Consider the following 24,799-nt stretch of genomic DNA (forward strand, 5'->3'; position numbering starts at 1 on the left):
CTTCGGCGCCGGCCCCTCCACCATTTGCTGCGCAAATGGTCCCCCTCCCCGACGCTGTGCGCCGGGGAGGAGAAATGCCTTCGTCCTACAGCCCGTAGGACAGCCGGATATAGCCGAAGCGACCCGGGATATCGTAGGTCGTCGGATCATAATTGTTCAGGCTGCACGAGAAGCAGGCCGGCGGATCCTTGTCGAACACATTGTTGATGCCCGCGGTCAGCGCCATTTTCGAGTCGAGCCAGCTCGGGCGGAACTGGAGCTGGACGTCGCCGTAGAAGCGGCTGCTCAGCGTGTTGTCTGCGGAGATTTCGTCGACATCGTCGATATAGCGGCCGGTGAAGGCGGCGGTGACCGGGCCGACCGTCCAGTCGACGGTGGCGAGGCCCTTGAAGCGCGGATAGGCCTGGTCGGGCGAGCCGCGTTCGGTGCCGCGATATTCGGTCACCGTCTCGCCGTCGGTCGAGGGTACCGTCTCACGATAGTTGAGCAGGTAATTGCCCGAGACATAGAGGCCGAACTGGCCGGCGCCGGTCTCCGTCGTGCGCATCGTCAAGGTGAAGTCGATGCCCTTGGTGCGGATGCCGCCGGTGTTGAGCAACTGGCCGTTGATGCCCGAGATGAAGCCCGCCGGGGTGCGCGTCACCGCCGCGCAGCTCAGCGCGTCGCCGGTCTCGGCGCAGCGGCTCAGCAGCACCTGCGCGGGGATCGAGTTGATCGCGTCCTTCACCTTCACGTCGAAATAATTGACCTCGAGGCTGAGCGCGCTGAACACGCCGCCCTGCACCCAGCGCGGGCTGTAGACGCCGCCGAACAGCAGGGTGCGCGCGGTCTCCGGCTCGAGCTCGGTATTGCCGCCGGTGAACACCGGCAGCTGGCCGCCCTGCGGCTCCGCATAGCTGCCGTTCGCCGGCACGCCATTGGCGATGCAGTTCTGCCGCACCGTGGCGTTGCCCGGGAACTGGCCGCCGGCGGCGCTGGTGCAGGGATCGTCGATCGACGCGTCGAAGCGCGAGCGCGCGCCGAACAGTTCGCCGATCGAGGGCGCGCGCAGGCTTTCCGCATATTGACCGCGCAGCAGCAGGTCGCTGACGGGCTTCCACAGCGCGCCGCCGCTGAAGGTGGTGTTGCTGCCGAAGGTGGAATAGTTCGAATGGCGTGCCGCGCCGTTCAGTTCGAACGAGTAGATCGCGGGAATGTCGCGCAGCAGCGGCAGGCGGACTTCGCCATAGACCTCGTCCACGTTGAACTTGCCCGCAGCCGCCTGCGCCGGAATGTCCGAGCTGAAGCCGGCCTGCGTCACCGGATCGGGGGTGAAGCTGCCGAACTGGTAGCGATGCTCGTAACCGATCGCGATGCCGACCGGGCCGCCGGGCAGGTCGAACAACTCGCCCGACAGGTTGGCGGTATAGTCATGCAGTTCCTGGCGGCTGCTGTTCTTCTCGTCGAAGCCCACGAACGCCAGCATTTCCGGCGTGACCGAGCCGAGCCCGCCGAAGATGTTGAACGGCACGCAGGCGCCGGTGCAATCGCTGATCGGGCCCAGCGCCTGCTGCAGGCGCTGCGAATTGACGTTGCCGGTGAACACCTGCTTGGCATCGTTGAAGCCGAACACCGCGCTCGCATCCCAATACCAGGTGCGGCCCAGCATCTCGAACTTGCCGTCGAGCGTGCCGGTGAGCGACATGGTGTTCACCTGCTGGCTGTAGGTGCGCTGCCCCGCCTCGACCAGCCGGCGATAGATGCCCGAGAGATTGCCGTTCTCACGCGACAAGGTGACGCCGAACGGGTTGTAGGGGTTGGTCGCGTCGATCGAGATGAAGTCGAGCAGGTTGCCGTTGCCGACGTCCGGCCCCACGCCCAGCGGCAGGAAGGCCGCCTGGTTCTGCGAGTTGCGGCGGTTGTAGACCGCCTTCACGCTGAGGTTCAGCGCATCCGAGAATTCGGCGCGGCTGTTGATGAAGCCGCCATAACGCTCGACCGGGGTGAGGAAATAGTTGAACGGCGCGAAGTTGAACCGGTCCGCCGCGCCGAAGGACTTGAAGTCGCCGCCGACCAGGCTCGGATCGTAATTGGGCGTGCCCGCCACCGGACCCTTCAGGGTCAGGCTGCGGCCCAGCACGTCGAAGCGGCCGAGCGGGGTGAAGCTGGAACAGCCGCCGACCGGATCGGTGCAGCTCGTCTGGCCGGGGTTGGGGAATTGCGAGATGCTGCGATCGGAGGCGCGCACCGACTGCTGCTTGGTGTAATAGGCGCCGGCGACCATGCGCACGCCTTCACCGCGCACGCCGTAGCTGAGCTGGTAATCCTGGGTCTCGCCATCGCCATCGCCCAGATACTGGCCATATTGTGCGCTGGCCTTCAGCCCATCCTGGTTGGACTTGGTGATGATGTTGACCACGCCGGCGATCGCATCCGAGCCATATTGCGGCGACGCGCCGGACTGGAGCACTTCGATGCGCTCGATCATGTTGGTGGGGATCGAATTGAGGTCGACGCTGGCGGGGATGCCGCTTGCCGAGGCGCCGTTCACCCAGCGCAGGCCATCGACCAGCACCAATGTGCGCTTGGGGCCGAGATAGCGCAGGTCGAGCACCGCGGAGCCGGCGCCGACGCCGCCGCCATCCGGCGGGTTGCCGAAATTGCCCGAATTGTTGAACTTGGAGTTGAGGCCGCCCGAGCTGGCCGGAAGCCGCTGCAGCACGTCCGCGATCGAGGCGAGGCCGGTGCGCGCGATGCTTTCGCCGTCGAGGCTGACGACGGGGGAGGGCTGGTCGAGCGGGCTGCGGCGGATGCGCGATCCGGTGACGATGATATCGTCGCCGTCGTTCAGCGCAGCGTCCGCCTGCGCCGCTTCGCCCGCCTCCGCGCTCGTGCCGACCGTCTGCGCGGCGGCCGGGCTGGTCCATATCGTGATCGCAAGTGCCGAGGCTGCTACGCTACACGCCAAACTCGCTTTCATCGTTGCGCTCCCTTTTTGCTATGCCTGATGCTGATTTCTCGGACGGTCAGGAGAACAGCCGCAAATTCATTACGCAAGCGGCTTTGCTGCAGTCGCAAAATAGTTCGTGACAACTGTGGCGCTTCTGCAACGTAAGGCGAATAATCAGGTGAATTCGGTTGTAATTATTTGGCAGCCGATCGAATATTTGCGCAAGTTCAAGATCATCCCCTTCAAGGCGGAAAGGCGCCGACATATGGCAATTTCGCACCCGTTCGTCGTTCCGGTGCCGCGTTGCGAAAGCCTGTTTCGCACGGGGTAGCCGATTTCGCGTTCGGACGGCGGTGGCTGGAGGTTGCGCCTCCGGGCGGCAGGCCTATGACGATCGCCTTCATGGACATGCCGACCGCCGCCTCCGCCGCGCTGCCCCATGCCGGGCGCCGCTTCGCCGCCTTCCTGTTCGACATGGACGGCACGCTGATCACCAGCATCGATTCCGCCAACCGGGCCTGGACGCGCTGGGCGGCGATGCGCGGCTTCGATCCCGCCCATGTCATCTCGATCATGCATGGCGTGCGCACGGTGGAAACGATGAAGCGGCTGGGGGTCGCCGATCCGGAGGCGGAGGCGGCGTGGATCACCCGCACCGAGATCGAGGATACCGAAGGCGTCGTGCCGATCGCGGGCGTGGCGGAATTCCTCGCCACCATTCCGGCCGGGCGCTGGGCGATCGTCACCTCGGCATCGCGCGCGTTGGCCGAGGCACGGCTCGCGCGCGCCGGCATCGCGGTCCCGCCGGTGCTGGTCACCGCGGAGGATGTCGAGCGCGGCAAGCCCGATCCCGCCTGCTTCCTGCTCGGCGCCGCGCGGCTGGGGGTCGATCCCGTGCGCTGCCTGGTGCTGGAGGATACGCTCGCGGGTCTGGCCGCGGCCGACGCCGCGGGCGCTGCCGGCCTCGCCATCACCGTCACCCACAGCCACCCGATCGCCACCGCGCACCCGGCCATTCGCGACTATCGCGGGCTCGCGGTGGCGGCCGGCGCGGATGGCCTCGCGATCGTTCGTTCCGGGCCGCACGGCGCGGGGTGAGCCGCGATCCCCGCGTCCCGCGCGCGCCGAACCGCGTTGCGTTTTTGCCCATGCTGCTGCATAGGCGGCGCACCAGGTCGCCCGAACGAGCATGGCTTGGCTGAGAGATGATATGCGCTCCCGCTTGATCGAGGGAGGCCGCATGTCGCGCGTCATCAATGTATCATTTTCCGAAGCCGATGTGCGCAAGCGCTGCGGCGAACAGGGCGTTCTGATCAGTGCGATCGAGCCGTTGCTGTCGGGCGGAACCCGCATCGTGCTGACGAGTGCCGAGGGAACGCTCAAGATGAAGCGCGTGTTCGGCGACAAGAACATCATCCCGGGCAAGGTGCGCCGCGCGCCGACGCGCCTGATGGGTGGGGCCTACTAGGACGACGTGCGCGCCGTTTCGCCTTGCAAAAAGGCGGACGGGCGGGCATTCGGGGCAATCGTTCGCATCCCCATCGTAGGCGCGGCCGGCTGAGAGACCAATCGCGCTCCCGCTTACAGTCCGGGAGTTCGCCTATGGATCCAGACACGCAACCCGATCGTCCCCACGCGACGACCCTTCGTGCCGCTATCCCTGCTTCGCTGCGTGTCGGCACGGCGCGCAGCGCGCTCGCCGCGGGCTACGCAGCCCGGATCGACGCGCTGCGGCTACGGCTGCGGACGGGCGAGGGCAGGGATCCGAAAGCGGCGCGGCCATGATCGCCCGGCCTCCCTTGCCCGACGCGGTGCCATCCGCGGAGGGATGCCGCGTCGATGCGCTATAGGCCCGGCGCCGATTCGCCGGCGGCTGGTGATCCAGGCGCCGCCGCGCGCGCGGCGCAGCCGCAGCGATGGACGCAAACCGATATCACCGATCTACGGCGGCGGCTGGCGCTGGGCGAAACCGAATCCCAGATTGCCGACGGCCTCATGCGGCCGCAGGAGGATATACGCCGGATGGCGGCGCGGCTTGGGCTCTTGTCGCGGCTGATCCCGCCGCAAGGCTGAGCGGACCGGGGGCGCCCGAGCTCAGCGATCGGTAAGGCGCCGCACCACCGGGCGCACCGTCGCGCAGGCGGGTGTGCCGTCCCTGCCGGTGCCGTTGACCGTCGTTTCGATAACGCTGCCGCCATCGACGGCGCGATCCAGCCATGCCGGATCGATATCGTGGATGTCGATCTTCATCCGGCGCGACCAGGGCGAGGCGGGGTCGCCGGCGAGATCGCCGATGCGGATATGGACGAAGCGCCGCACCGGGCCTTCGCGGCGCACCTGATCGCCGAAAAATCTGGGGCCGGGGCCGACGCGTATCGGCAGCTCGAACACCAGCGGCTCGCCGTTCCGCGAGGCTTTCGGATCGAGCGGACGATCATCCTTCGCCTGCAGGCTGTGGAGAACACCGACCACCGGATGCTCGACAATGATCCGCAGCCGGATCTCGCTTCGCTCTGGCATCGCTCGCTAGCGCAGCGTGCCGCGCCGCTGCATCGCAAGGGCGGATGCGGGCCGGTTCAGGACCGCGTCGAAACCACGAGGTCGGCGAAACGTCGCGCCTCGGCCTCGCGCAGGCCGGTGACCACGAGGCGCCGGGTCAGTTCGCTGCGATCGAGCCGATCGCCCCGATATGCTCCGACCCAGCGCCGTACCGCGATCAGCTCAGCGGTCGTCATGTTCGACATGCTGTGCGCCATGATCCTCTCCAAGATGCATGAGTCGCGGCGCATTATAATCGGGTTCGGGCGCCGCGGCACCTCTTTCGTGATCAGGCGCTGCCGCCCTATTTCTTCAGCATCTTCACGACCTCGTCGGTGGTCCACAGGCCGTTCGCCATGTAGCGGAAGTTGATGAGGGCAGAGAGGTTGCCGTCCCCCTCGGGAAGCTTGGGCGCGGCGATGGCATCGCGCACCACGCCCACCTCGAACCCCTCTTCCAGGAACTGGCGCACATGCGATTCGACGCACATGTTGGAAAGCATGCCGACGACGATCACCTGGTCGATGCGCTGCTTGCGCAACTGGAACGAGAGGTCGTTGACCTGCTGGCCGTAGAGCTTGTGGGGTGACGCGATGATCGTCTTGCCATCGAGGATATAGGGTTTGAACTCGGCGAGGAAGTCGGCGCCCGATCCTTCGAACCCCTCGAGCGTATAGGGGCCCTTGCGATCGAACACACCGATGTCGTGCTGGAAGATCTCAAGCGGCCCCTGCACCCGCCACTGATGATCCCAGCGATAATAATGGTGCGGGGAAATCGCGACGACCATGCCCGCCGCCTTCGCCGCCGCGAACAATTGGTGGAGGTGGGGGATCAGCCTTTGCTGCGTCACCGCTTCGCCCACCACCGGCCACGCCTTGCCCTTGGGATCCATGAAGTCGTTCTGCGGATCGATCACCACCAGCGCGGCGCGCGAAGGATCGGGAATCATCGAACCCTTCTTGAGCGCGGGGTTGGGCGGATCGGCATAGGGCGGAACCTGCGCCGACGCCGCGGCAGGCAGGAGCAGCAGGCCGATGGCGGCGGCGAAGGCGGCGAACGAAGCGGGCGCGCGAGGCATCAATCCCTCCAAATGCTGGGGCTGCCGGGCGCCGCCATTTGCTGCACCCGGCCGGTGCTGATTGTATTCAGCGCAGGCCGGCCGGCGCGACCATGCCGAGGGTGGGTTTGGATCGCCCCAAGGGCCAGGTGGGGCGGGCCAAAGGATTGGCTTGGCCCCAGAAAAAACGGCCCGGCGGAGACCGCCGGGCCGGAAGTGAGATCGATCCCTCAGAAACCGATCCGGGTCGCCCGCGCCCCATGGTGGAGGTGCGCGATTCGGGCAACCGCCGCTCCTGCAAACGACCAAAAACAGGCGACAAACGGCGCAACGCGCAATGCCGGGCGACGAACGACATGATGGGCCGGCGCAGGGGCACCGGCACCTTCCTCGCTGCTTTTTCCCACCCCCGGTCGGGAACCGCGCGACCGGCTCCGTCTTAGGTTCAGCTTCGCGCTGCTAGCAGCGCGAACCGAACAAAGGAGTTTTCGACGTCGTGATCCATGCTTCCCTTCGATCTCTGGCCCTGGCCCCGGCGCTTGCGCTGGGCGGCGCGCTTGCGCTGGGTGCCTGTGCGGCCGACACGTCCGGCATCGGCTCCACCCCCGCGCCCGCAGCCGGCGAGACGATCGCGGTCTCGGTCGGGCCATGCTTCGGCTTCTGTCCGGTCTATCAGGTCAGCATCGCACCCGACGGTGCGGTGACCTTCACGGGCGAACGCCACACCGAAGTGATCGGCGAGCGCAAGGCAGCGGCGGGGGCCGCGACCTACAAGGCGGTGGCGCGCGACCTGGCGCCGTTCCGCCCGGTCGACGGCACCACCGCGCGCGTGGATTGCGAGGCGGCGATCACCGACACCTCGACCTACACCATCACCTGGACCGACACGGCTGGCCGCCAGACCGTGGCGACGCACCAGAGCCGTTGCTCGGGTGGCCCGGGCAAGGCGCTGGATGCGGTGCTGGGCACGCTGCCGGAGCAACTCGGCATCGCCGGCTGGGCGAAGCAGGTCACGCGGCCGGGGGTGTCGCGCGGCTGATCCGACGGGTCGGCCTTCTCGGGCGTGTACGCGCGATCAGACTCTCCTCCCCGACGTTTCGCGCCGGGGAGGAGCGTGGCTGGGCCGTGCGATCCTCCCGGCCCCCGCTGCATCCGTTCCATGATCCGAAAAGGCGGCGGCGGGGACCATCTGCCCCTTCCGCGCGCGTCCGCACGGCCCCATAATGCGCCTCTCTCGACAAGGAGATCGCGATGAGCGTGCTTGATGGAATCCTGGGCCAGCTGGGCGGCAATATCGACGTCGCCAATATGGCGGCCAAGCTGGGGATCAGCCCGGCGATGGCGGAAAAGGCGATCGCGGCGCTGGGGCAGGCGCATCAGCAGCCCGGCGATACGGTGGCGGGCGCCGCCGCCAAGACCGGGCTCGGCACTGACATACTCAGCCAGATCGTGCATCATATCGGTGGCGAAGGATCGCTCTCGCGCTTCGCGAGCCTGCTCAACGAACACCCGCAGGCGGCCGGCATCCTCGGCATGCTCGACAAGGATGGCGATGGCAACCCGCTCAACGACATCGCCGGCATGGCGAAGGGGCTGTTCGGGGGCAAAAGCTGAGGCCCATCGGCGCGGGGGCGGCGGCGCGGCCGCCCATCGTTCCGTCCGGTCGATAAGGCGGGCGCCTGTCAGCCATAAGCGGACATGTCGCCCAACGGGTTCCGGGCATCGCAATATGCCAGGATCTCGTCGGGAGATTTGCCCTCGTTCATCATTCTGGCAACATTGCCGAAGCGGTCCCACATGAAGGAATGGGTCTGCGTGCCCTGCGCCCAGGGACCGCAATAGAGATACTCGTTGATGAACCGGCTGGCGTAGGCGAGGATATTGCCCATCTCGTCGATCCTCGCGGGCGGCGTGCACAGGTCTGTGTTCAAGAGCGCTGGCTGACCGCCGATATTGGGGATGAGCCTGACAGTGGTTTCGTCGATGGCGATCTGCCTGACGGTCGCGGGAATGAACATCGCGTGGATGTAGGGCGCGCGTACCGTTCCCATCGCCCGTACGATGGTGCAATCCGATCTTTGTGCCTGCGCGGGAATATATTCGAAAAGCGAAAGATAACCCGATTCGAAATAGTGGGGCACACCATCATAGCTCATATGCTGTGCCGGCGAGGTGTGGGTTCGATTGACGTTCGGCAGGGTGCCTTTGACGATAGGGTCATGGTCGGCGCGCAGGAATAGCCGGTAAGTGTCTGGCATGGATCGGTTCCGTAACAGGCGAATGGGTCGGGCAATGCCTTGCCTAGGCGGTGCCGCGCTACCGGAGCGCGCCCATCGCGCCGCCCGTTCGCTACGGTTGCAATCGCCGTGCCTACCAGTCGCGCATGCCCACCGCGCCGCTGCGATATTCGGCGATGCGCCGGCGCGTCGCGGGGGAGAGGTCGGCCGGCAGCGCGTCGGCGGCGAACCAGCGCGCCTCGGCGATCTCGCGCGGGTCGGCGGGGTGGAGGCGGGGCACCTGCGCCGCCGGAACGCTGGCGGCGAACAGCACGACATGGTCGTCCTTGCCCTCGCGGACATTGTGATAGACGCCCACGATCCGCTCGACGTGGATGTCGGTGAGGCCCACTTCCTCGGCGACCTCGCGGTGGAGCGCGGTCGCCACGCTCTCCCCCTTGTCCACGCCGCCGCCGGGCAGATACCAGTGCGGCATGTAGGTGTGGCGCACCAGCGCGATGCGGCCGTCCGCGTCGTGCAGCAGGGCACGCACGCCCAAGGTGCGCGGGCGGCGGATGCGCCACCACAGGCGCGCCGCCTTGATGATCAGCCGGTGATAGAGAGCCATGCGCATCTTCGATACCGCGACGGACGCCGCCGCGCGATCGGGAATCACGCGCTCCGGTCCGGCTTGCCGCGGGTGGGCGCCGTCACGCCCGCTTGACGCGCGGCGGGATTGCCAATTCCGAAAAGATGACCGATCCGTTCTGTCGAAGAAAAAGCGGGACCCGGCTCGCGGCGTCGGCGACGCGGTTCCGGGGCGCTCGGCGCAAACCGCGGGTGTCCGTAGCGGCGATGACAGGAGAGGCCCGACGATGTCCGAACCCGTGCTGCTCTCCGGCGGCAACCCGCAGATCCCCAAGGGCGATGGCGCCGCGCCGGTGGCGGCCTATATCGCGGCGATGCCGGGGTGGAAGCAGGCGGTCGGCAGCCGGATCGATGCCCTGATCGTGGCTGCGGTGCCCGATGTGCGGAAGGCGGTGAAGTGGAACTCGCCGCTCTATGGGGTCGCGGGGCAGGGCTGGTTCCTGGGCATCCACTGCCTCACCCGCTATGTGAAGATCGCCTTCTTCCGCGGCGCCGCGCTCGAGCCGCTGCCGCCGGTGGGATCGAAGACCCCGGACGCGCGCTATCTCCATATCCATGAGGACGATGCGTGGGACGAGGCGCAGTTCACCGCCTGGGTGAAGCAGGCGGCGGCGATACCCGGCTGGGTGCCATGAGCAGAGGCGCATGGGCGAGGATGCGAAGACACCGTCCGAACTGATCCGTCCGAACCATCGCGCCGCCCGCGAAGGGCGGGGTGCCGCGATTGGTGCAGACCCTGTGGTGGATGGCGGGACGATAGAATTCATGGCCGCCGGGTCGACCCGCCCCCCGATCGGCCGTGAACTGCGCCGCGGGCACGAAGGTGAGGTGGAAGCCGTTGTGCCGGCAATGCGCGCCGTTTCACGAGCTGGCCTTCGCCCGAGGCGCTCCCGCCACGATGAATGCCATCGCGCCGCCATGGCAACTGCCGGACGGACGATATTTTCCTCCCTTTTTGCGCCGAGTTGCGGCGGAGGATAAGCGATCGGTAAGGATTTGGCGCGAGAAGCGCATTTCCCGCAGCGGGCATGGCGGCCGGACCAGGTTCAAACGGTTCATGCCCGTGCGGGTGGTGACAGATGCTTCATGTGGGGGAAGCGCTATGGTTGCAGCGCTCGTCGATGCGCTGTTCCGGGATTATGGCGAAGCCGTGTCGAGCGGCGCGATCGAACGCGTCCAGCAGATGTGGTCGTTCCCGGCATTCATGATGTTCGATGGCCGGCAGGTCGTGCTCGATGCCGCGGCGTTCGGCGAAAACAGCAAGCGGCTCGACGCCTTCTATCGCGGGCACGGCATGGCACGGATCGATTATGACGTGATCGAACTGCTCTGCCTCACGCCGACGACGGCGAGCGTGCGCACGATCGTGCGGCTTTACGATTCGGAGGATCGCATCGTCACCCAATGGGCGCACGTCCATCTGCTGAGCGATACCGAGGACGGGCTCAGGATCGCGGCGGCGCTGCCCGATGAGGAAATGCGCGCCTGGGATGCTTTGGCGATGACGCCGGGCGGCCGGGACCGGCGCGCCGGCCCCACCCCCATGAGGCCCGGCAAGCGCGCCGTCGAAGGACGTCAGCGCTCGCCAGGCCTGACCTGAGCCGCGTTCGGGGGGGAGGGGGCGGCCCCGGTCGATCGGTAAATGGGAATCGCCGGCCGGGTTGCAAGGCCTCGCCCCGGGCAGGTGATCGGCGCGTGAATTCTTGCCTGATCGTTTCGGCGGCGGTGTTGCTGCGAAGCCGCATAAGTTCCAGAATTGCAGGCAATGCATGGGTTGGCATGCAAATCCCGCAAGACGCGAATTGACTTTATCGTCCGACGGGTGAAAGTCGACTTGCGACCCGAGAGGCACCCGAGTGGGGACCTCTCCACTCGGCCCGGCCCTTGTGGCCGGGCTTTTTTTTGGGCGTATCGCGGTTTTCGCGCGCTCGCCGCACCCGCGAATCAGAAATATTTCGTCAGAAAGCGGCAAAATATGCGACAGCACCGTCGCTTAGGCGCCGTGCATGATTTTCGCACGATCCCTTCGCCGCGCCCGCGCGCTCGGCCTTGCGCTGCTGACGCTGGCCGCCGCCCCCGCCGCCGCGCAGACGAGTCATGACGAGCAGATGTGGACCAACCTGACGGTGCAGGCGTCGCTGGCGGGGCCGCTGATATTTTTCGCCGAGGTGCAGCCGCGCATCGGCGATCGCGCGGACGGGCTGGAGCAGTTGCTGCTGCGGCCGGCGATCGGCTGGCAGCTTTCGCCGCGCCTCGCCGTCTATCAGGGCTATGGCTATGTCCTCTCGCCGGCGGAACGCGGGCGTGACCTGCGTGAGCATCGCAGCTTCCAGCAGGTGAGCTGGATCGCCGGCAAGCCGTTTGGGGGCGAACTCTCGTCGCGCACGCGGCTCGAGCAACGCTGGCGCAACGATGGCGACGACATGGGCTGGCGCCTGCGCGAGATGGTGCGGCTGGAAGTGCCGGTGCGCGCGCCGGGCAAGATCGCCGCGCTCGGCTATGCCGAGGCGTTCGTTGCGCTCGACGACACCGACTGGGGCGCGCGCAAGGGCTTCGACCAGCTGCGCAGCTTCGTGGGCGCGGAGATCGGCATGGGCGGCAAGTCGACGATGGAGCTGGGCTATCTGAACCAGTATATCGATCAGGCGGGCGGGCGCAGCCGGATGAACCATGTGCTGTCGCTGAGTATCTTCGTGCGGCCTTAGACCCTCCTCGGGAGCCATCGGGAGAGGGCTTTCTAGACCATCGCCGTCCGCAGCCGCGCATCCGGCCCGGTCAGCGCGCGCAGCAGGGCGAGGGCGCGCTCCAGCCGGTCGCGGGGGATGATGCCGCCGATCGATACGCGCAGCGCGGGGGTGGCGCCCGCGGGGTCGACCGCGAAGGCGTCACCGGCGACCACCGACAGCCCGGTCGGGCGCAGCGCGGCGACGATCCCGGCGGGATCGCCGCGTTCGGGGAGGTCCATCCAGAAATGATAGCCCTCGGGCTGGGCGCGATAGGATCCCGCCGCCAGGGTCGCGCGGACGATCGCCTGCCGCGCTGCCGCCTCGGCGCGCACCGCCGCAGTCAGCGTCTCCAGCGTGCCGTCTTCCGCCCAGCTTGCGACCAGCGCGGCGTTGAGCGGCGGTGCCATGATCGCGGTTTCGTGCAGGTCGCCCGCCAGCCGCCAGGCCGCGCCGACATCGGGCGCGCGCGCCCAGGCGACGCGCAGCCCGGGCGTCAGGATCTTGGAGGTGCTGGCGACATGCCAGGTCCGCGCGGGCGCGAGGCTGGCGAGCGGCGGCAGCGGCGCCTCGGGCAACAGGCCATAGGCATCATCCTCGATCAGGATCAGCCCGTGGCGCTCGGCGACCGCGGCGATCCCGCGGCGGCGGTCGAGGTCGAGCGTGATCGTCGTCGGATTGTCGTTGGTCGGCACGACATAGAGCGCGCGCAGCCCCGGCTCGCGGCAGGCGGCATCGAGCGCGTCGGGATCGATCCCGCCCGCATCGCCCGCGATCGGCACCAGCCACAGCGCGTAACGCCGCGCCAGCGCGAGAAAACCGGGATAGGTGCGCGCCGCGACGCCCACCGCATCGCCGGCGCGCAACTCGGCGCTGACGATCGCGTGCAGCGCATGCTGTCCGCCCGCGGTGACGAGCACATCATCCTCGCCGCAGGCGATGCCGCGTGCGCCCAGCAGCCGCGCGCCCACCGCGCGAACCGCGGCCATGCCGCCGGTCGGCTGATAGTGGAGGGGCGGGGCGGCATGGGGGTGGGCGAGCAAAGCCGCCATCGTCCGCTGGATCGCGGGTGCGAGCAGTTGCGGGATCTCCGGCGGCGCATTCATCCCGGTATCCACCGGCTCGCTCAGCGCCACCGCCGGGGCCGGCGCAGCGGCGGCGCGCACGAAGCTGCCGCGCCGGCCGTCGCCCTCGATCAGCCCCAGCCGCTGTGCCTCGCCATAGGCACGGGTGATGGTGGTCAGGTCCACCCCCAGCGCCTCGGCCAGCGCCCGCTGGGGTGGCAGCCGGTCTCCTGCCGCCAGCCGGCCGGTGCGCACGTCGTGCGCCAGCGCCTCGGCAATCGCGAGATATTTGGGGCCGTGGGCAGCGGTGAGATCGGGCGTCCAGTTTTGCATGGCAATTGTCTTGACACAAAAGCCATGCAAACACCATATGCCTATCCATGCAGAATCAGGCCCCCCATGAACAGGTGGCGTCGCAGGGCGACTGGCCGATCCTGCCGCCCTTCAAGACCGGCATTCGCGGGCGCTGCCCGCGCTGCGGCGTCGGCCGCCTGTTCGACGGCTTCCTGAAGCTGCGGCCCGGCTGCGACCATTGCGGGCTGGGCTATGGCTTCGCGGACCCGGCCGACGGCCCCGCCTTCTTCGTGCTGTGCTTCGCCTGCATCCCCGCGGTGACGATCGCGATGCTCATCGAGATCCGGTTCAGCCCGCCCTTCTGGGTGCATCTGGTGACATCGCTGCCCTTCCTGCTGCTCACCTGCATTCCGCCGCTGCGGCCGTTGAAGGGCTGGCTGATCTGCAGCCAATATTTCTTTCGCGCACGCGAGGGGCGGCTCTCCCCGGGCACGCCCGCCGGCCCCGAATGAGCGCGGACCCGGCGCGCGCCATCGTCGCGCAGTTGCTGCGCGCGACCGGGCGCGCGGGCGATGCCGCCCTGGTCGAAGCGGGCGGCGGCGACGATTTCCCCGAAGTCGCGGCGGCGCGGCGGTTGCTGGGCGCTGTGGTCGCGCGGCAGGAGCGGCTGGAGGCGGGGCTCGCCTGCTATGCCGATGACGCGTTCTGGGACGAGGCCCTGCCCGGCGGCGCGCTCGCCGCGCACGACCGCGGCGAGATCGCCCGCAACGTGCTCGCCGGCCGCGCGATCTTCGCGCACCGGGATTGACCGCGATGCGTGGGGTGGGGTGCGTGATAGCGCTGGCGGCGCTGACACTTACGCTCTCCGGCTGCGGCGATGGCGGCCGGGCGGAGCGGCGGGCCGCGCTGGGGCCGAACCCGACCTTCGCGGATTACAGGAAGGCCGCCGATCCGGCGCACGGCGCGCGGCTTTTCAACGCCTGCGCCGGCTGCCACCCGATCAGCCCCGGCGCGCTCGACCGCGGCGGCCCCAATCTGTTCGGCATCATGGGCAAGCCCGTCGCCACAGCGAGCCGCCGCTTCGGCTATAGCGGCGCGCTGCGCGCGGTGGGTGGGCGCTGGACGCCGGAGCTGATGGACCGCTGGGTGGCGGATCCGCGCAAGCTGGCGCCGCGCACGTCGATGAACTTCCAGGGGATAGGCGATCCGCTGGACAGGGCGGATCTGATCGCGTGGATGGAGACGCAGGGCAGGTGAATGCCCATATTTTCCTTCCAGGCGCGTCGTGTCGGGGAGGGGACGTCAGACCGCCGCGATCGCCTCGATCTCGATCATCGCCGCCGGATCATAGAGCGCCCTGACTTCGGCAATGGTGTCGGCTGGATAGGGCGCCGAGAAGAACCGCCGGCGCAGTTCCACCACCTCGTCGAACCGGCTCATGTCGGTGACGAAGATCGTCACCTTGATCACGTTCTCCAGGCGCGATCCGCCGGCTTCGAGCGCGCGGCGCAGGTTGGCGAAGGCCTGTTCGCCCTGCGCGCGGAAGCCGCCCTCGACGATCCTGCCGTCGTCGCCGGCGCCGGCCTGGCCGGAGATGAACAGCAGATCGCCGAAGCGGATGCCCTGCGAGAGCAGATAGGGTTCGTAATTGTCTGGCGTGGTGATGACCTGTTCGCGCATAGCGCAACTCCTTTGGAAACCCGGCGCCGTGCCGGGCGGTTGCGGCAAGGTGGCGACGGCGCCGATCATCGACAAAGGATGGTTTTTCAGCCAATGGATGAGTTCAATTCATCCGAGGGCGGCCGGATGCGATCCTATCTTCCTCTCGTCCGGTTGCGCGCGTTCGAGGCGGCCGCGCGGCTCGGCAGCTTCAAGCAGGCCGCCGACGAGCTGGCGGTGACGCCCACCGCGATCAGCCATCAGATCCGCGCGCTGGAAGCGCATGTCGGCACCCGCCTGTTCGATCGGCGCGCGCGCAAGGTGGTGCTGACCGCAGCGGGGGAGCGCCTCTATCCGGTGCTGCGCGACGGGTTCGACGCGTTCGATGCGGCGCTCGGCGGGCTGGTGCGGCAGAGCCGGCGCGGGCGGGTGACGATCTCCGCCACCACCGCCTTCACCGCGCACTGGCTGGTGCCGCGCCTAGCGCGCTTCCAGCAGGCGCATCCGGAGATCGAGCTGCGCCTGCATTCGTCGGAGGATGTCGTCGCGCTGGGGCGCGGCGCGGCGGATATCGCGATCCGCTATGGCCGCGGGCCCTATCCAGGGGTGGCGGCGGAGCCGCTGTTCGCGGATCGCTTCGCGCCGGTGGCGAGTCCACGGCTGGGGCTGGCGACGCCCGCGGATCTGGCGCAGGCTTCGCTCATCCATTTCGACTGGCGGCGGCCCGATCCGCACAACCCGACCTGGCCGGCCTGGTTCGCAGCGGCAGGGTTGGCCGAGCCGGCGGCGGGCGCCGCCCTGCGCTTCTCCGACGAGAATCTGGCGATCCAGGCGGCGGTTGCCGGGCGCGGCGTCGCGCTGCTCAGCGGCGCGCTGGTGGCGGAGGCGATTGCGGCGGGAGCGTTGGTGCAGCCGTTCGGACCAGTGCTCGAGGGGCTGGTCTATCATCTGGTACCCGCGGCCGGCCCGCCGCCGCGCGGCGCGGTGGCGGCGGCGATCGCGTGGTTGCGCACGGAGGCGGCGGCCGGGCGCTGATGTGCCCGGCGCCCGGTATCAATGCGTGCCGGCGCGCTGGATCACGCTGGCGCGGGCCGTGGCGGCGCGTGCGACCGCGGTCGTCCGGCATTCCGCCACTTCGCGATAGCGCCACAGCGGGGCGCCGCTCTCTTCCCGGCACAGCCGGCGCGCGGTGATGTCGATGCGGCGATCGAGCTGCGCCCGACCCTCCGGCCGGGAAAGGTCGAGGTCATTGGTGTGCACGATCGCCGAACGCTCGGCCGGTTCGGCGTGGAGCGGCGGATGCGCCAGCAGCAGCGCGATCAGGCCGGTGGCGGCGGTCAGCGAGGCGATCGGGCGGATCGTCGCGGCGGTATGAAACATGGCAAGGCACCTGAGCAATTGTCGTTGCCGGTGCCAATCGCTCGTTCTTGCTACGGGATCGCAACAACGAAGAGTTGCTCAGGTTACGAATGCAAATCGCCGGAGGCACGCCTTTGCGCCATCAGGCGCAGATCAGACCTTGCCGGCGTAGATCATCCGGCCCGGCCCCAGCAGGCCGATCACCTGCGAGATCAGGTGCGGCGCCACCGCGAAGCAGCCCTCGCTGCGGCCGGCCTTGCCCCAGCTCGAGACATGCGATTCGCTGACATAGTCGGCGCCGTGGACGACGATCGCGCGCGCTTCCGCATTGTTGTTGGAATAATCGAGCCCGTCCAGCCGCATCGAGACGCCATGCTTGCCATAATAGATGGCGCCGGTGCGATAGGTGCCCTCGCTGGTGGCCAGTGAATTGGGCTGGTTGGAAAAGCTTTGCAGGAAGCCCGAATGGCTCGGGTCCGATCCGCGGCCGTGCGCGACCAGATAGGAACTGGTCTGCCCGCTGATCAGGTCGACGATGTGAAAGCGGTGCTCGCGCGACGCCGCGTTGAAATCGGCGAGCGCGACGCGGTCCCGAAGCTGGAAGGCGCGGCCGTGGGTATCCATCGCGGCGCGGGCGCGATCGAGCAGGCGGGCGAAGGGGAGCTTGTCGAGCTGCGCGGCGGGCCCCGGCGTCGCGGGGACGGGCACCGGAACCGGCAGCCGGCCCAGCGGCGCGAGCACCGTTGGCGGCAATGCCACCGGTGCACCGGCGGCGCGCAGGGTCGATGACGGAATGATGGCAAGCCCGAGCCCCGAAACGGCCTGCCTCACGAATGTGCGGCGATCCATGTCGGGAATTTAACCCGGCTGGGCAGGATTTTAAACCCGGTGCTTAGGGGTTGGGGGCAGCATCGTTCCTCTCTTCGCCCGGCGGATAGGGCGTTTCGCCGCCATCGTCGTCGGGGAGGCGCGTCGTAAGGCCGGTCGCGTCCGCATCCTCGCGCATCTGTTCGTCGTCGCTCACCACCGGCGGCGGTGCGGGCGGGGGCAGGACCTCGGCGGTGTTGGTCTCTTCCTCCTCGACCTCGTTGATCACCGGGATGTTGACCGGTTCCTCGACGACCGGCGACTCCGACACGTCATTGCCGTCGAGCTCGGCGTCGGGACCCGAACCGCCACAGCCGGCGAGGGCGAGGGCGCCGGCAAGCGCCAGCAGCGGAAGCGAAACGCGCATGGATCTTACTCCTTGGAAGCGGTGACGACGGCCTGGGCGCGCCGGGTGGAGGCGTCGATCTTCGACGCCAGCAGCTTGTCCCACCCATAGGGATCGTCACGGAAGTTCATCGTGCTGTTGCCGCTGGCAAACGCCGTCCAGTAGAGCAGATAGACCGCGACCTGCTTGGGCAGCTGCACGCGCTGCGTCTTGCCGGTGTCGATCAGGGTCTGCACCTGGCCGTTCAGCGCCGGATCGGCCTGCACCATCAGTTCGGCCAGCGGCACCGGCTTTTCGAGGCGGACGCAGCCATGGCTCGCCAACCGGTCATAGCTCGAGAATTTGGCGCGTGCCGGCGTGTCGTGAAGATAGACCGCGAACGGATTGTCGAAATCGAACTTCAGCCGGCCAAGCGCGCTGTTGGGCCCGGCGGGCTGGACGATGCGTTCGCCGCCGCCCGGTGTCTTGACGATCTTGTAGCCCTGCGCAGCGAGCGCGGCGCGGCCCTTGGGCCACAATTCGCGCTTGGCGATCGAGGACGGCACGTTCCACGGCGGATTGACCACGATCGAATGGATGTTGGAAACCAGCATCGGCGTTTCGTTGCCGGGGCTGCCGGTGACCGCGCGCATCGAGGTGACGGGCTGGTCGCCCTCGAACAGGGTCAGCACCGCGGCGGCGATGTTCACCTGCACGCGATTGACCGGCAGGTCGCGCGGCAGCCAGCGCCAGCGCTCCATATTCGCCATGATCGCGGCGATGCGATCGCCGACCGGCACGTTGAGCGCGGCCACCGTGCGCGGGCCGAGCTGGCCGGTCGGCTCGAGCCCGTAGCGGCGCTGCGCGCGCTGGACGGCGTCGGTCAGCGGTTCGCCGTCGGTGACGGTGCTGTCTTCCACGCGCAGCCGCGCGCGGACGTCGGCATCGGCGGACTTGGCGGTGACCGCCTTCCAGCCGCCCTCGTCGCGAATCCGCTCATAAGCGGCGAGGCCCTTGCGGAGCCCTTCATAGCCGGCGTAGCGCGGGGTGAGGCCATTGGCCCACTGGCGCAGCCGATCGTCCTTCACCGCGGCGGCGAAGCCGGGGAGCGGATCATAGGCTTCCGGGCGCAGCGCCCACACTTCGAGGAAATCGGCGGTATCGATCCGGCCGCGATGGAGCGCGCTCGCGCGGTCGAGCGCGGCGCGCGCCAGCGCATCGCCCTTCAGGCTCACGGGCTTGGCCATGGTGCCGCTGGTCAGCCCCTGTTCGGCGCCTTCGGCCAGCCATTCCCGCAGGAAATCGGCCTGCGCGTCGCTGAGCTTCGGCAGCGGCTGCGCGGCCGGCGGCAAGGCCGGCTGCGGCGCGATGGGGGTGGGGAGGGGGGCCGGCAGCGTTTCATACTGCAGGGTCGGCGGGGATGTCTGCGCGGCAAGGGGCAGCGGCAGGGCGGCCAGCAGTGCCGGCAGAACGATGAGACGACGCGATACCATGCCGCCTGCTCTACTGCCCGCGCGGGCGGGGTTCAAATGCCATTTTTCATAGGGGGAAAGGAACCAAAGGGCTTTTGTGCCCGCCGTCACTGACCGCCGCCGCGCGGTGCGGCACGCTGGCGCCGCAATCAATGGAGGCGGGCGATGGCGGTGCTGCGGGACATTCCCTATGGCAATTTCAACTTCCTGGTCGATCTGGGCGACGGCAATACCGAGGGGGCCCAGGCCGGGTTCAGCGAGGTTTCCGGCCTGTCGATGACGGTGGAGGTGATCGAATATCGCCTCGGCAACATGGCCGAATCCGGGGCGATGAAGATACCGGGCCGGGCGCATTATGGCGACGTCACGCTGAAGCGCGGCATCATCGGCAGCCTCAACCTGTTCCAGTGGATCGATCAGGTTCGCAACGGCGATATCGCCGCGCGCCGCACGGTGACGATCAGCCTGCTCTCGGAAGACCGAACCGCGCCGGTGACGACGTGGAAGCTGCGCCGCGCCTGGCCGGTGCGCTTCGCCGCCGCGCCGCTGGTCGCCGCCTCCCGCGAGATCGCGATCGAGGAGCTGGTGCTGGCGCACGAGCGGCTCGAACTCGAATGAGCGGGGCGCAGCCGCTGGCGGCGTCGCGCTTCGTCGTCGCGATCGACGGGCTTGGCGAGGATGCCGGCTTCTCCGCCGTCACCCTGCCGCCTTTGCCCACCGTGCCCGCCGAACGCGGGGCGGCGGCGGGGCGGGTGGTGCTGCGGCGGCCGGCGACCGCCGATGGCCGGCTGATCGGCTGGTGGCAGGCCGAACGCGCCAAGCCCGGCAGCGGACGGCGCGACATTGCCATCATCCTGCTCGATGGCGCGGGCCGGCCGGCATTGCGCTGGCAGGTCAAGGGCGCGCGCCCGGTGTTGCTGACCCACGGCGCGCTCGATGCGGACAACGCCGAGGTGCTGAGCGAAACGCTGGAACTGACGTTCGAGGGGATCGAGATCGAGCTGGGTAGGAGGCTGAACTGAACGCAACCCCGGCCGCGTCGCCTACTCCGCCACCGGCGCGGCGCGAACCTGGTCCCGTCCGGCGAGCTTGGCGGTGTAGAGCGCCGAATCCGCCAGCCGCATCGCGGATTCGAGGTTGTCGGGATCGTTCACCGTCGCCAGCCCGCAGGAGAAGGTCAGCGGTTCACCGTCGAGCATCACCAGCGGCGAGCTGCGCATGCGGTGGCGGAGGCGGTCGAGCGCCTGGCGCGCGCGATCGGGCGCGATGTCGAACATCATCACCACGAATTCCTCGCCGCCCCAGCGGCCGACGACATCGGCCTCGCGCAGATTCTCGGTCAGGCAATCGCCGAAATCCTGCAGCACGCGATCGCCCTCGGCCATGCCGTAGCGCTCGTTGACCAGCCGGAAATAATCGAGGTCGAGCAGCGCCACCGCAGCCTTGCGGCCGGCCATCAGCCGGATCGAGGCGGCGCCGATGAAGCCGCGGCGGTTGAACAGGCCGGTCAGCAGGTCGCGCGCCGCCTCGTCGGTGAGCTGGTCGATCCGCGCCGCGGTGGCCGCGGCGGCCATGCCGACACCGGCGAGCAGTTGCCCGGCGAGATCCTTTCCGCCTGCCGGTACCGCATCCACGCGCTTGCCAGCCTGCACCGCGCTCAGCAGCACGGTGGCATGGCGGATCGGTGCAAGAAGCGCACCCAGCGCCGCGATTGCAATGACCGTACCCGCCAGCGTCGCCAGCAGGAGCGGCATGAAGATCTCGAGATGCCATTCGCCGCGTGCCGCCTCTGCCACGAGGAAGGCGACCAGCGGCAGATGTACGGATGCGAAGCAGATCACGAAGATACGCAGATGGTAACTGCGCGGGAACAGGAAGCGGGTCGCGTGATAAAAACGCATCGGCGTCGCATTCTGCAATGAGCGGGCGTGGCAGACGGGGATAGTCGCTTGATACTGCACTGCAACAAGAATGTCATGCCATTATGGACCGAATTCGTCTGGACGGATTTTTGCGGATGGACGCAATTCGCTGGATTCGCGCGGTTTCGGCGACGGACTCGGGGATCGGCACGGCTTGTAACGGGAGCGGGGGCACAATAGCACGAGGGGGGCGGCTCACGGCCGCGGGGGGACCGGATTTCATGACGCTGCTTGCCGCGCTGTTGCGCGCATCGATAATGATTGGACTGCCGCTGGCGGGTATCGCCGGGATGGCGCCGGTTCACGCGCAGGCGCCTACACCCGCCGACGGCCAGCCGGCGCGCATCGCCAAGGGCGATATCCCGGCCTGGCTTGCCGAGCGCGCGCTGCCGGAGCCGACCGCGGCGCAGCTTGTGCGGGCGCGGGGCGGCGCCGCCTATCTGCTGACCGACTGGCAGGTGCGCGGCAGCGACACCGGCCACCAATCCTATTACCGCGTCGCCTCCAAGGTGGTGGAACGCAGCGGGCTGGAGGATGCGGGCAAGATCGAAATCGACTTCGATCCGCGCTTCGAGACCGCGACGCTGAACTTCGTCCGCATCGTCCGCGACGGCAAGGTGATCGACCGTACCGCCGAGGCGGCGTTCACCATCGTCGAGCGCGAGGACCGGCTGGACGAGGAGATCATCAGCGGCCAGCTGCGCGCGATCGCGCATCTGAAGGACGTCCGCGTCGGCGACGTGGTCGATTATGCCGTCACCCATGATGTGCGCAGCACCTTGTGGCCGGGCCATTATTTCAATGCGCTCACGGCGCGTTATTCGGTGCCGCTCAGCCAGCGCAACGTGCGCATCCTGTGGCCGCACGCGCGGCCGCTGCAGTTCCGACCGCGCAACACCACGATCGGCTTCACCAGCCGCCGCGAAGGCGACATGCAGCTTTGGGAATGGATCGGCACCGATCCGCCGTTCGAGCAGGACGAGAAGGATGTGCCGAGCTGGTATCCGCAATATGGCAGCGTCGACATTTCGACGATGGCGCGCTGGTCCGAGGTCGTCGACTGGGCGGTGCCGCATTACGCCGGCGACGTCAGCCTGCCCGCCGATTTCGCCGCGAAGCTGGATGCGATCGCCGCGCGCTGGCCGCGCCCCGAAGACCGGCTGACCGAGGCCACCCGGCTGGTACAGGATACGATCCGCTACGTCGGCGAGGAGATGGGCGAGGGATCCTACGTTCCCCGCCGCCCCGCGCTGGTGGTGGAACGCGGCTATGGCGACTGCAAGGACAAGGCGCTGCTGCTTGCGGTGGCGCTGCGCCGGCTGGGGATCGACGCGGTGCCCGCGCTGGTTTCGACGCGGCCGGGCTATGACCTGACCGAAAGGCTGCCGTCGCCGCTGGCGTTCGACCATGTCGTGGTGCGCGCGGCGCTGGGCGGGCAGGTGACATGGATCGACGCCACCGCATCCTATCAGGGCGGCCGCGGGCTTGCGCTGGTGCCGGCAAGCTTCGGCTATGCGCTGCCGATCCGCGCCGGGCAGACCGCGCTGGAGGAGATGAAGGGCCGCGGCGAACGCGCCGGCGCGATGGTGGTGGTCGAGCGGTTCGCGGTCGACGAGGCGGCGGCGACCGCGCTGACCTTGGCGGTGGAGACGCGCTACACCGGCGGGCAGGCGGATTATGCGCGGTCGCGCAACGCATCGCAGCCGGTCGCGGATCAGGCGCGCGCCAATCTGGAATTCTACCAGAAGCGCTTCCCGGGGCTGGTCGAATCCGTGCCGCTGGCGATCCGCGACGACCGCGACGGCAATGTCGTGACGATGGTGGAGACTTACACGCTCTCGAAGGCCGCGTTCGAGAAGGGCAAGATCCTCGCCGACCTCGTGACCAGCGCCTATACCGTGGCGGACATATTGCCCGCCCGGCAGAGCGGTGCGCGGCGCAACCCGCTGGTGCTGCCGCGCAACCTGACGCGCGAACAGACGATCGAACTCGTCGTGAAGGGGCGACCGGCGGTGCTGCCCGACGATATCGACATGCAGGCGGGCGGCGTTTCCTTCGTCCGCACGTCGACGGTGACGGGCGAGACGCTGAAGATGGTCTACCGTCTTTCGAGCGGCGCCGGCGGATCGGTGCCCGCGACCGGGGCGGAGGGCGTGTTCGCGCTGTCCGACAAGATCGGCGAGGAAAGCGGGCTGACCTTCCATTTCGATCGTGTCGAAAAGAGCGCCGGCAAGAGCGGCGTTGCCGCGCGGGCGGAGGGTGAACCCGATCCCGCGATGCTCGCGCCATGGAAGGAGCAGCTCGATCGTGCCGGCACGCTGATGGTCGCGCCCGACCAGCCGTCGCGGATCGAGGCGCTGTCGATCCTCAACGCGGTGTCGGCGAAGGTGCCGCGCCCGTCGCCGGCGGCGGGCATCGTCGACGGCACCAAGGGCATCGTGCTGGCAGGGCTGGGGCGCTTTGCGGCGGCGCGGACGGCCTTGCAGTCCAGCGTGGAGCAATATCAGGGCCGGCCCGAATTTTTCCGGATGCTGATGGCGGTGCAGCTCGACGGCCGCGATCCCTCCGGCTTCGTCAAGACGCTGAAGCTGACGGTGGAGCATCATCCCGACGAGGTGGCGCGGATCGAGCCGGACTGGCTGCGCAGTTCGTTCTGGCCGCAACTGCAGGGGTTGAAACCGGCAGAGCGCAAGCGGCTGCGCGAGGAGGCCTGCACCATGTTGGCCGGTGCGGGCTGGCGGCAGCAGCCGGCGACCGAGGAAGGCGAGTCGATGGTCGGATGTGCGGTCAAGGTCGCGCTGGACCGTGGCGACGTGCCCGGCGCGCGGGCGCTGCTGGCGCGCGGGCTTGCGGTCGACGCGCTGGTCGATCTGGCGATCGACCGCCGTTACCAGGCGCTGTGGCCCGATATCGACCGGGTGCGGGGCAATGGCTTCCGCGCGCCGATCGAGACGGCGGTGGCCAAAGCCGCGGCGGCCGCGAAGGCGGCGCCCGACGATTTCGACGCGGTGCTCCGCCATGTCCGCGCGCTGCGGCTGGCGGGCGATCCGGCCGCGGCGGTCGCGGCGGGCAAGCGCCTGGCGGAGGATCGCGCGCGGATCGAGGCGACGGGCGGCCAGGCCTTCTGGCTGGTCAACGACTATGCCTATGCGCTGGTCGATGCCGGGCGCACCGACGATGCGGTGGCAGCGATGGACGCGATCATCGCGCTGGGGCTGGAGACCTATCCGCACCTCGTCTCGCAGATCATCAACCAGTCCGAGACGCTGATGGAAGCGGGCCGGTTCGACCGCGCGCTCGCGGTTCTGGCCATGGTCGAGGGGGAAGAAACGCCGGTCAGCGGCTATGGCCGGATGTGGATTCTCGCGACCAAGGCCTGCTCGCTGCGTGAACTGGGCCGTGCGGGCGAAGCGGCCGTGCTGGAGGCGAAACTGGTGGCCGAGACCAACCAGCCGGCGGCGGCGATGGCGGCGGCGTGTCGCGGCGACGTGGCGGCGATCGAAGCGCAGCTTGTCGCGCGGCTCGACGATCCGGATGAGCGCGCCGCTGCGCTGGCAGGCTTCATCCTTTTCAAGCGCAGCTCGCCCAATACCCCGTTCAAGGCGAAGCTGGCGAAGGTGATGGAAACGGTGCGCGCCCGCCCCCAGGTGAAAGCGCGGCTCGAACGCTATGGCCGCGCGATCGATGTCGACGGCGCCGGAACCTATTGGGGCAGCTTCTGAT

General features: G+C 68.5%; 28 protein-coding genes. 15 read left to right on the plus strand and 13 right to left on the minus strand.

The features are described from left to right. Positions 1 to 85 precede the first annotated feature (85 nt). On the minus strand, positions 86 to 2,959 hold the full coding sequence (locus tag NX02_RS03430; RefSeq protein ID WP_025290793.1) for a TonB-dependent receptor domain-containing protein: 2,874 nt from the start codon (positions 2,957 to 2,959) through the stop codon (positions 86 to 88). A 357-nt stretch (positions 2,960 to 3,316) separates the two neighbouring features. Between NX02_RS03430 and NX02_RS03440 the strand changes: the two genes are divergently transcribed. The 3 genes from NX02_RS03440 to NX02_RS03450 all read left to right on the plus strand — a co-directional run bounded on the left by NX02_RS03440 (position 3,317) and on the right by NX02_RS03450 (position 5,002). Then, positions 3,317 to 4,027 (plus strand): HAD-IA family hydrolase, encoded by a 711-nt coding sequence (locus NX02_RS03440; RefSeq protein ID WP_245648758.1) that lies wholly within the window; start codon positions 3,317 to 3,319, stop codon positions 4,025 to 4,027. Positions 4,028 to 4,169: 142 nt separating this feature from the next. Next, positions 4,170 to 4,397 carry a hypothetical protein gene (locus tag NX02_RS03445; protein WP_025290796.1) on the plus strand — a complete coding sequence of 76 codons (228 nt, stop codon included), beginning with the start codon at positions 4,170 to 4,172 and terminating at the stop codon, positions 4,395 to 4,397. A 371-nt stretch (positions 4,398 to 4,768) separates the two neighbouring features. Further along, positions 4,769 to 5,002 (plus strand): hypothetical protein, encoded by a 234-nt coding sequence (locus NX02_RS03450; protein ID WP_025290797.1) that lies wholly within the window; start codon positions 4,769 to 4,771, stop codon positions 5,000 to 5,002. Between the two features lie 21 nt (positions 5,003 to 5,023). Here the strand turns inward: NX02_RS03450 and NX02_RS03455 are convergent, their stop codons facing one another. The 3 genes from NX02_RS03455 to NX02_RS03465 all read right to left on the minus strand — a co-directional run bounded on the left by NX02_RS03455 (position 5,024) and on the right by NX02_RS03465 (position 6,548). Beyond that, entirely contained in the window at positions 5,024 to 5,449 is a 426-nt protein-coding gene (locus NX02_RS03455) for a DUF5990 family protein (protein ID WP_025290798.1), read from the minus strand. Between the two features lie 56 nt (positions 5,450 to 5,505). Further along, positions 5,506 to 5,685 carry a hypothetical protein gene (locus tag NX02_RS03460; protein WP_025290799.1) on the minus strand — a complete coding sequence of 60 codons (180 nt, stop codon included), beginning with the start codon at positions 5,683 to 5,685 and terminating at the stop codon, positions 5,506 to 5,508. Between the two features lie 86 nt (positions 5,686 to 5,771). Then, the gene (locus NX02_RS03465; protein ID WP_025290800.1) at positions 5,772 to 6,548 is read right to left on the minus strand and encodes a cysteine hydrolase family protein; all 777 of its coding nucleotides are present in this window, start codon (positions 6,546 to 6,548) and stop codon (positions 5,772 to 5,774) included. Positions 6,549 to 7,023: 475 nt separating this feature from the next. Here NX02_RS03465 and NX02_RS03470 point away from each other — a divergent pair, with 475 nt between their 5' ends. Together NX02_RS03470 and NX02_RS03475 are read left to right on the plus strand one after the other, a co-directional pair. After that, complete coding sequence (locus NX02_RS03470; RefSeq protein ID WP_025290801.1) at positions 7,024 to 7,566, plus strand: DUF6438 domain-containing protein; 543 nt, start codon at positions 7,024 to 7,026, stop codon at positions 7,564 to 7,566. A 212-nt stretch (positions 7,567 to 7,778) separates the two neighbouring features. Further along, entirely contained in the window at positions 7,779 to 8,141 is a 363-nt protein-coding gene (locus tag NX02_RS03475) for a hypothetical protein (RefSeq protein WP_025290802.1), read from the plus strand. A gap of 68 nt (positions 8,142 to 8,209) precedes the next feature. Here the strand turns inward: NX02_RS03475 and NX02_RS03480 are convergent, their stop codons facing one another. Continuing rightward, positions 8,210 to 8,785, minus strand: a complete 576-nt coding sequence (locus NX02_RS03480; RefSeq protein ID WP_047099728.1) for a hypothetical protein — start codon at positions 8,783 to 8,785, stop codon at positions 8,210 to 8,212. 112 nt (positions 8,786 to 8,897) lie between these two features. Then, on the minus strand, positions 8,898 to 9,371 hold the full coding sequence (locus tag NX02_RS03485; protein ID WP_025290804.1) for an NUDIX domain-containing protein: 474 nt from the start codon (positions 9,369 to 9,371) through the stop codon (positions 8,898 to 8,900). A 247-nt stretch (positions 9,372 to 9,618) separates the two neighbouring features. Here NX02_RS03485 and NX02_RS32120 point away from each other — a divergent pair, with 247 nt between their 5' ends. The 3 genes from NX02_RS32120 (at position 9,619) to NX02_RS03500 (ending at position 12,096) form a co-directional block, all read left to right on the plus strand. After that, the gene (locus tag NX02_RS32120) at positions 9,619 to 10,026 is read left to right on the plus strand and encodes a DUF1801 domain-containing protein (protein WP_025290805.1); all 408 of its coding nucleotides are present in this window, start codon (positions 9,619 to 9,621) and stop codon (positions 10,024 to 10,026) included. Positions 10,027 to 10,493: 467 nt separating this feature from the next. Next, positions 10,494 to 10,991 (plus strand): hypothetical protein, encoded by a 498-nt coding sequence (locus NX02_RS03495; protein WP_025290806.1) that lies wholly within the window; start codon positions 10,494 to 10,496, stop codon positions 10,989 to 10,991. Between the two features lie 406 nt (positions 10,992 to 11,397). Beyond that, the gene (locus tag NX02_RS03500) at positions 11,398 to 12,096 is read left to right on the plus strand and encodes a DUF2490 domain-containing protein (RefSeq protein WP_025290807.1); all 699 of its coding nucleotides are present in this window, start codon (positions 11,398 to 11,400) and stop codon (positions 12,094 to 12,096) included. Between the two features lie 32 nt (positions 12,097 to 12,128). On the opposite strand, the gene NX02_RS03505 is transcribed toward NX02_RS03500, so the two are convergent. Then, entirely contained in the window at positions 12,129 to 13,511 is a 1,383-nt protein-coding gene (locus NX02_RS03505) for an aminotransferase-like domain-containing protein (RefSeq protein ID WP_025290808.1), read from the minus strand. 47 nt (positions 13,512 to 13,558) lie between these two features. Between NX02_RS03505 and NX02_RS03510 the strand changes: the two genes are divergently transcribed. The 3 genes from NX02_RS03510 to NX02_RS03520 are packed head-to-tail and all read left to right on the plus strand — an operon-like array spanning position 13,559 to position 14,729. Beyond that, complete coding sequence (locus NX02_RS03510; protein WP_047099729.1) at positions 13,559 to 13,984, plus strand: DUF983 domain-containing protein; 426 nt, start codon at positions 13,559 to 13,561, stop codon at positions 13,982 to 13,984. After that, on the plus strand, positions 13,981 to 14,280 hold the full coding sequence (locus NX02_RS03515; RefSeq protein ID WP_025290810.1) for a hypothetical protein: 300 nt from the start codon (positions 13,981 to 13,983) through the stop codon (positions 14,278 to 14,280). The genes NX02_RS03510 and NX02_RS03515 overlap by 4 nt, the downstream gene beginning before the upstream one ends. 5 nt (positions 14,281 to 14,285) lie before the next feature. Continuing rightward, the gene (locus NX02_RS03520; protein ID WP_025290811.1) at positions 14,286 to 14,729 is read left to right on the plus strand and encodes a c-type cytochrome; all 444 of its coding nucleotides are present in this window, start codon (positions 14,286 to 14,288) and stop codon (positions 14,727 to 14,729) included. Positions 14,730 to 14,774: 45 nt separating this feature from the next. On the opposite strand, the gene NX02_RS03525 is transcribed toward NX02_RS03520, so the two are convergent. Continuing rightward, positions 14,775 to 15,152: a RidA family protein gene (locus NX02_RS03525; RefSeq protein ID WP_039996395.1), complete on the minus strand. Its 378-nt coding sequence runs from the start codon at positions 15,150 to 15,152 to the stop codon at positions 14,775 to 14,777. 93 nt (positions 15,153 to 15,245) lie between these two features. On the opposite strand from NX02_RS03525, the gene NX02_RS03530 reads away from it, so the two are divergent. Further along, positions 15,246 to 16,166, plus strand: coding sequence for a LysR substrate-binding domain-containing protein (locus NX02_RS03530; protein WP_211258280.1), 921 nt, complete (start codon positions 15,246 to 15,248; stop codon positions 16,164 to 16,166). Positions 16,167 to 16,184: 18 nt separating this feature from the next. Here NX02_RS03530 and NX02_RS03535 read toward each other — a convergent pair whose 3' ends face one another. From NX02_RS03535 to NX02_RS03550, 4 genes are all read right to left on the minus strand, one after another. Next, a complete protein-coding gene (locus tag NX02_RS03535) occupies positions 16,185 to 16,511 on the minus strand; it encodes a UrcA family protein (RefSeq protein WP_025290813.1) in 327 nt (108 codons plus the stop codon). Between the two features lie 132 nt (positions 16,512 to 16,643). Further along, on the minus strand, positions 16,644 to 17,339 hold the full coding sequence (locus tag NX02_RS03540; protein ID WP_025290814.1) for a murein L,D-transpeptidase catalytic domain family protein: 696 nt from the start codon (positions 17,337 to 17,339) through the stop codon (positions 16,644 to 16,646). 43 nt (positions 17,340 to 17,382) lie between these two features. After that, a complete protein-coding gene (locus NX02_RS03545; protein WP_025290815.1) occupies positions 17,383 to 17,724 on the minus strand; it encodes a hypothetical protein in 342 nt (113 codons plus the stop codon). A gap of 5 nt (positions 17,725 to 17,729) precedes the next feature. Then, the gene (locus NX02_RS03550) at positions 17,730 to 19,175 is read right to left on the minus strand and encodes a L,D-transpeptidase family protein (RefSeq protein ID WP_025290816.1); all 1,446 of its coding nucleotides are present in this window, start codon (positions 19,173 to 19,175) and stop codon (positions 17,730 to 17,732) included. Positions 19,176 to 19,319: 144 nt separating this feature from the next. Between NX02_RS03550 and NX02_RS03555 the strand changes: the two genes are divergently transcribed. Together NX02_RS03555 and NX02_RS30530 are read left to right on the plus strand one after the other, a co-directional pair. Further along, entirely contained in the window at positions 19,320 to 19,772 is a 453-nt protein-coding gene (locus tag NX02_RS03555; RefSeq protein WP_025290817.1) for a phage tail protein, read from the plus strand. After that, positions 19,769 to 20,176 carry a phage tail protein gene (locus tag NX02_RS30530; RefSeq protein WP_025290818.1) on the plus strand — a complete coding sequence of 136 codons (408 nt, stop codon included), beginning with the start codon at positions 19,769 to 19,771 and terminating at the stop codon, positions 20,174 to 20,176. The genes NX02_RS03555 and NX02_RS30530 overlap by 4 nt, the downstream gene beginning before the upstream one ends. A gap of 21 nt (positions 20,177 to 20,197) precedes the next feature. On the opposite strand, the gene NX02_RS03565 is transcribed toward NX02_RS30530, so the two are convergent. Then, complete coding sequence (locus tag NX02_RS03565; RefSeq protein ID WP_025290819.1) at positions 20,198 to 21,055, minus strand: GGDEF domain-containing protein; 858 nt, start codon at positions 21,053 to 21,055, stop codon at positions 20,198 to 20,200. Between the two features lie 242 nt (positions 21,056 to 21,297). On the opposite strand from NX02_RS03565, the gene NX02_RS30535 reads away from it, so the two are divergent. Continuing rightward, positions 21,298 to 24,798, plus strand: coding sequence for a DUF3857 domain-containing protein (locus NX02_RS30535; protein WP_025290820.1), 3,501 nt, complete (start codon positions 21,298 to 21,300; stop codon positions 24,796 to 24,798). The last annotated feature ends 1 nt before the right edge of the window (position 24,799 follow it).

The organism is Sphingomonas sanxanigenens DSM 19645 = NX02 (genome assembly GCF_000512205.2).
Taxonomy (GTDB): domain Bacteria; phylum Pseudomonadota; class Alphaproteobacteria; order Sphingomonadales; family Sphingomonadaceae; genus Sphingomonas_D; species Sphingomonas_D sanxanigenens.

Coding starts and splice junctions, on each gene's coding strand:
- NX02_RS03430 (WP_025290793.1), bottom strand. CDS start 2,959: ATGAAAGCGAGTTTGGCGTGTAGCGTAGCAGCCTCGGCACTTGCGATC.
- NX02_RS03440 (WP_245648758.1), top strand. CDS start 3,317: ATGACGATCGCCTTCATGGACATGCCGACCGCCGCCTCCGCCGCGCTG.
- NX02_RS03445 (WP_025290796.1), top strand. CDS start 4,170: ATGTCGCGCGTCATCAATGTATCATTTTCCGAAGCCGATGTGCGCAAG.
- NX02_RS03450 (WP_025290797.1), top strand. CDS start 4,769: ATGCGCTATAGGCCCGGCGCCGATTCGCCGGCGGCTGGTGATCCAGGC.
- NX02_RS03455 (WP_025290798.1), bottom strand. CDS start 5,449: ATGCCAGAGCGAAGCGAGATCCGGCTGCGGATCATTGTCGAGCATCCG.
- NX02_RS03460 (WP_025290799.1), bottom strand. CDS start 5,685: ATGGCGCACAGCATGTCGAACATGACGACCGCTGAGCTGATCGCGGTA.
- NX02_RS03465 (WP_025290800.1), bottom strand. CDS start 6,548: ATGCCTCGCGCGCCCGCTTCGTTCGCCGCCTTCGCCGCCGCCATCGGC.
- NX02_RS03475 (WP_025290802.1), top strand. CDS start 7,779: ATGAGCGTGCTTGATGGAATCCTGGGCCAGCTGGGCGGCAATATCGAC.
- NX02_RS03480 (WP_047099728.1), bottom strand. CDS start 8,785: ATGCCAGACACTTACCGGCTATTCCTGCGCGCCGACCATGACCCTATC.
- NX02_RS03485 (WP_025290804.1), bottom strand. CDS start 9,371: ATGGCTCTCTATCACCGGCTGATCATCAAGGCGGCGCGCCTGTGGTGG.
- NX02_RS32120 (WP_025290805.1), top strand. CDS start 9,619: ATGTCCGAACCCGTGCTGCTCTCCGGCGGCAACCCGCAGATCCCCAAG.
- NX02_RS03495 (WP_025290806.1), top strand. CDS start 10,494: ATGGTTGCAGCGCTCGTCGATGCGCTGTTCCGGGATTATGGCGAAGCC.
- NX02_RS03500 (WP_025290807.1), top strand. CDS start 11,398: ATGATTTTCGCACGATCCCTTCGCCGCGCCCGCGCGCTCGGCCTTGCG.
- NX02_RS03505 (WP_025290808.1), bottom strand. CDS start 13,511: ATGCAAAACTGGACGCCCGATCTCACCGCTGCCCACGGCCCCAAATAT.
- NX02_RS03510 (WP_047099729.1), top strand. CDS start 13,559: ATGCAGAATCAGGCCCCCCATGAACAGGTGGCGTCGCAGGGCGACTGG.
- NX02_RS03515 (WP_025290810.1), top strand. CDS start 13,981: ATGAGCGCGGACCCGGCGCGCGCCATCGTCGCGCAGTTGCTGCGCGCG.
- NX02_RS03520 (WP_025290811.1), top strand. CDS start 14,286: ATGCGTGGGGTGGGGTGCGTGATAGCGCTGGCGGCGCTGACACTTACG.
- NX02_RS03525 (WP_039996395.1), bottom strand. CDS start 15,152: ATGCGCGAACAGGTCATCACCACGCCAGACAATTACGAACCCTATCTG.
- NX02_RS03530 (WP_211258280.1), top strand. CDS start 15,246: ATGGATGAGTTCAATTCATCCGAGGGCGGCCGGATGCGATCCTATCTT.
- NX02_RS03535 (WP_025290813.1), bottom strand. CDS start 16,511: ATGTTTCATACCGCCGCGACGATCCGCCCGATCGCCTCGCTGACCGCC.
- NX02_RS03540 (WP_025290814.1), bottom strand. CDS start 17,339: ATGGATCGCCGCACATTCGTGAGGCAGGCCGTTTCGGGGCTCGGGCTT.
- NX02_RS03545 (WP_025290815.1), bottom strand. CDS start 17,724: ATGCGCGTTTCGCTTCCGCTGCTGGCGCTTGCCGGCGCCCTCGCCCTC.
- NX02_RS03550 (WP_025290816.1), bottom strand. CDS start 19,175: ATGGTATCGCGTCGTCTCATCGTTCTGCCGGCACTGCTGGCCGCCCTG.
- NX02_RS03555 (WP_025290817.1), top strand. CDS start 19,320: ATGGCGGTGCTGCGGGACATTCCCTATGGCAATTTCAACTTCCTGGTC.
- NX02_RS30530 (WP_025290818.1), top strand. CDS start 19,769: ATGAGCGGGGCGCAGCCGCTGGCGGCGTCGCGCTTCGTCGTCGCGATC.
- NX02_RS03565 (WP_025290819.1), bottom strand. CDS start 21,055: ATGCGTTTTTATCACGCGACCCGCTTCCTGTTCCCGCGCAGTTACCAT.
- NX02_RS30535 (WP_025290820.1), top strand. CDS start 21,298: ATGACGCTGCTTGCCGCGCTGTTGCGCGCATCGATAATGATTGGACTG.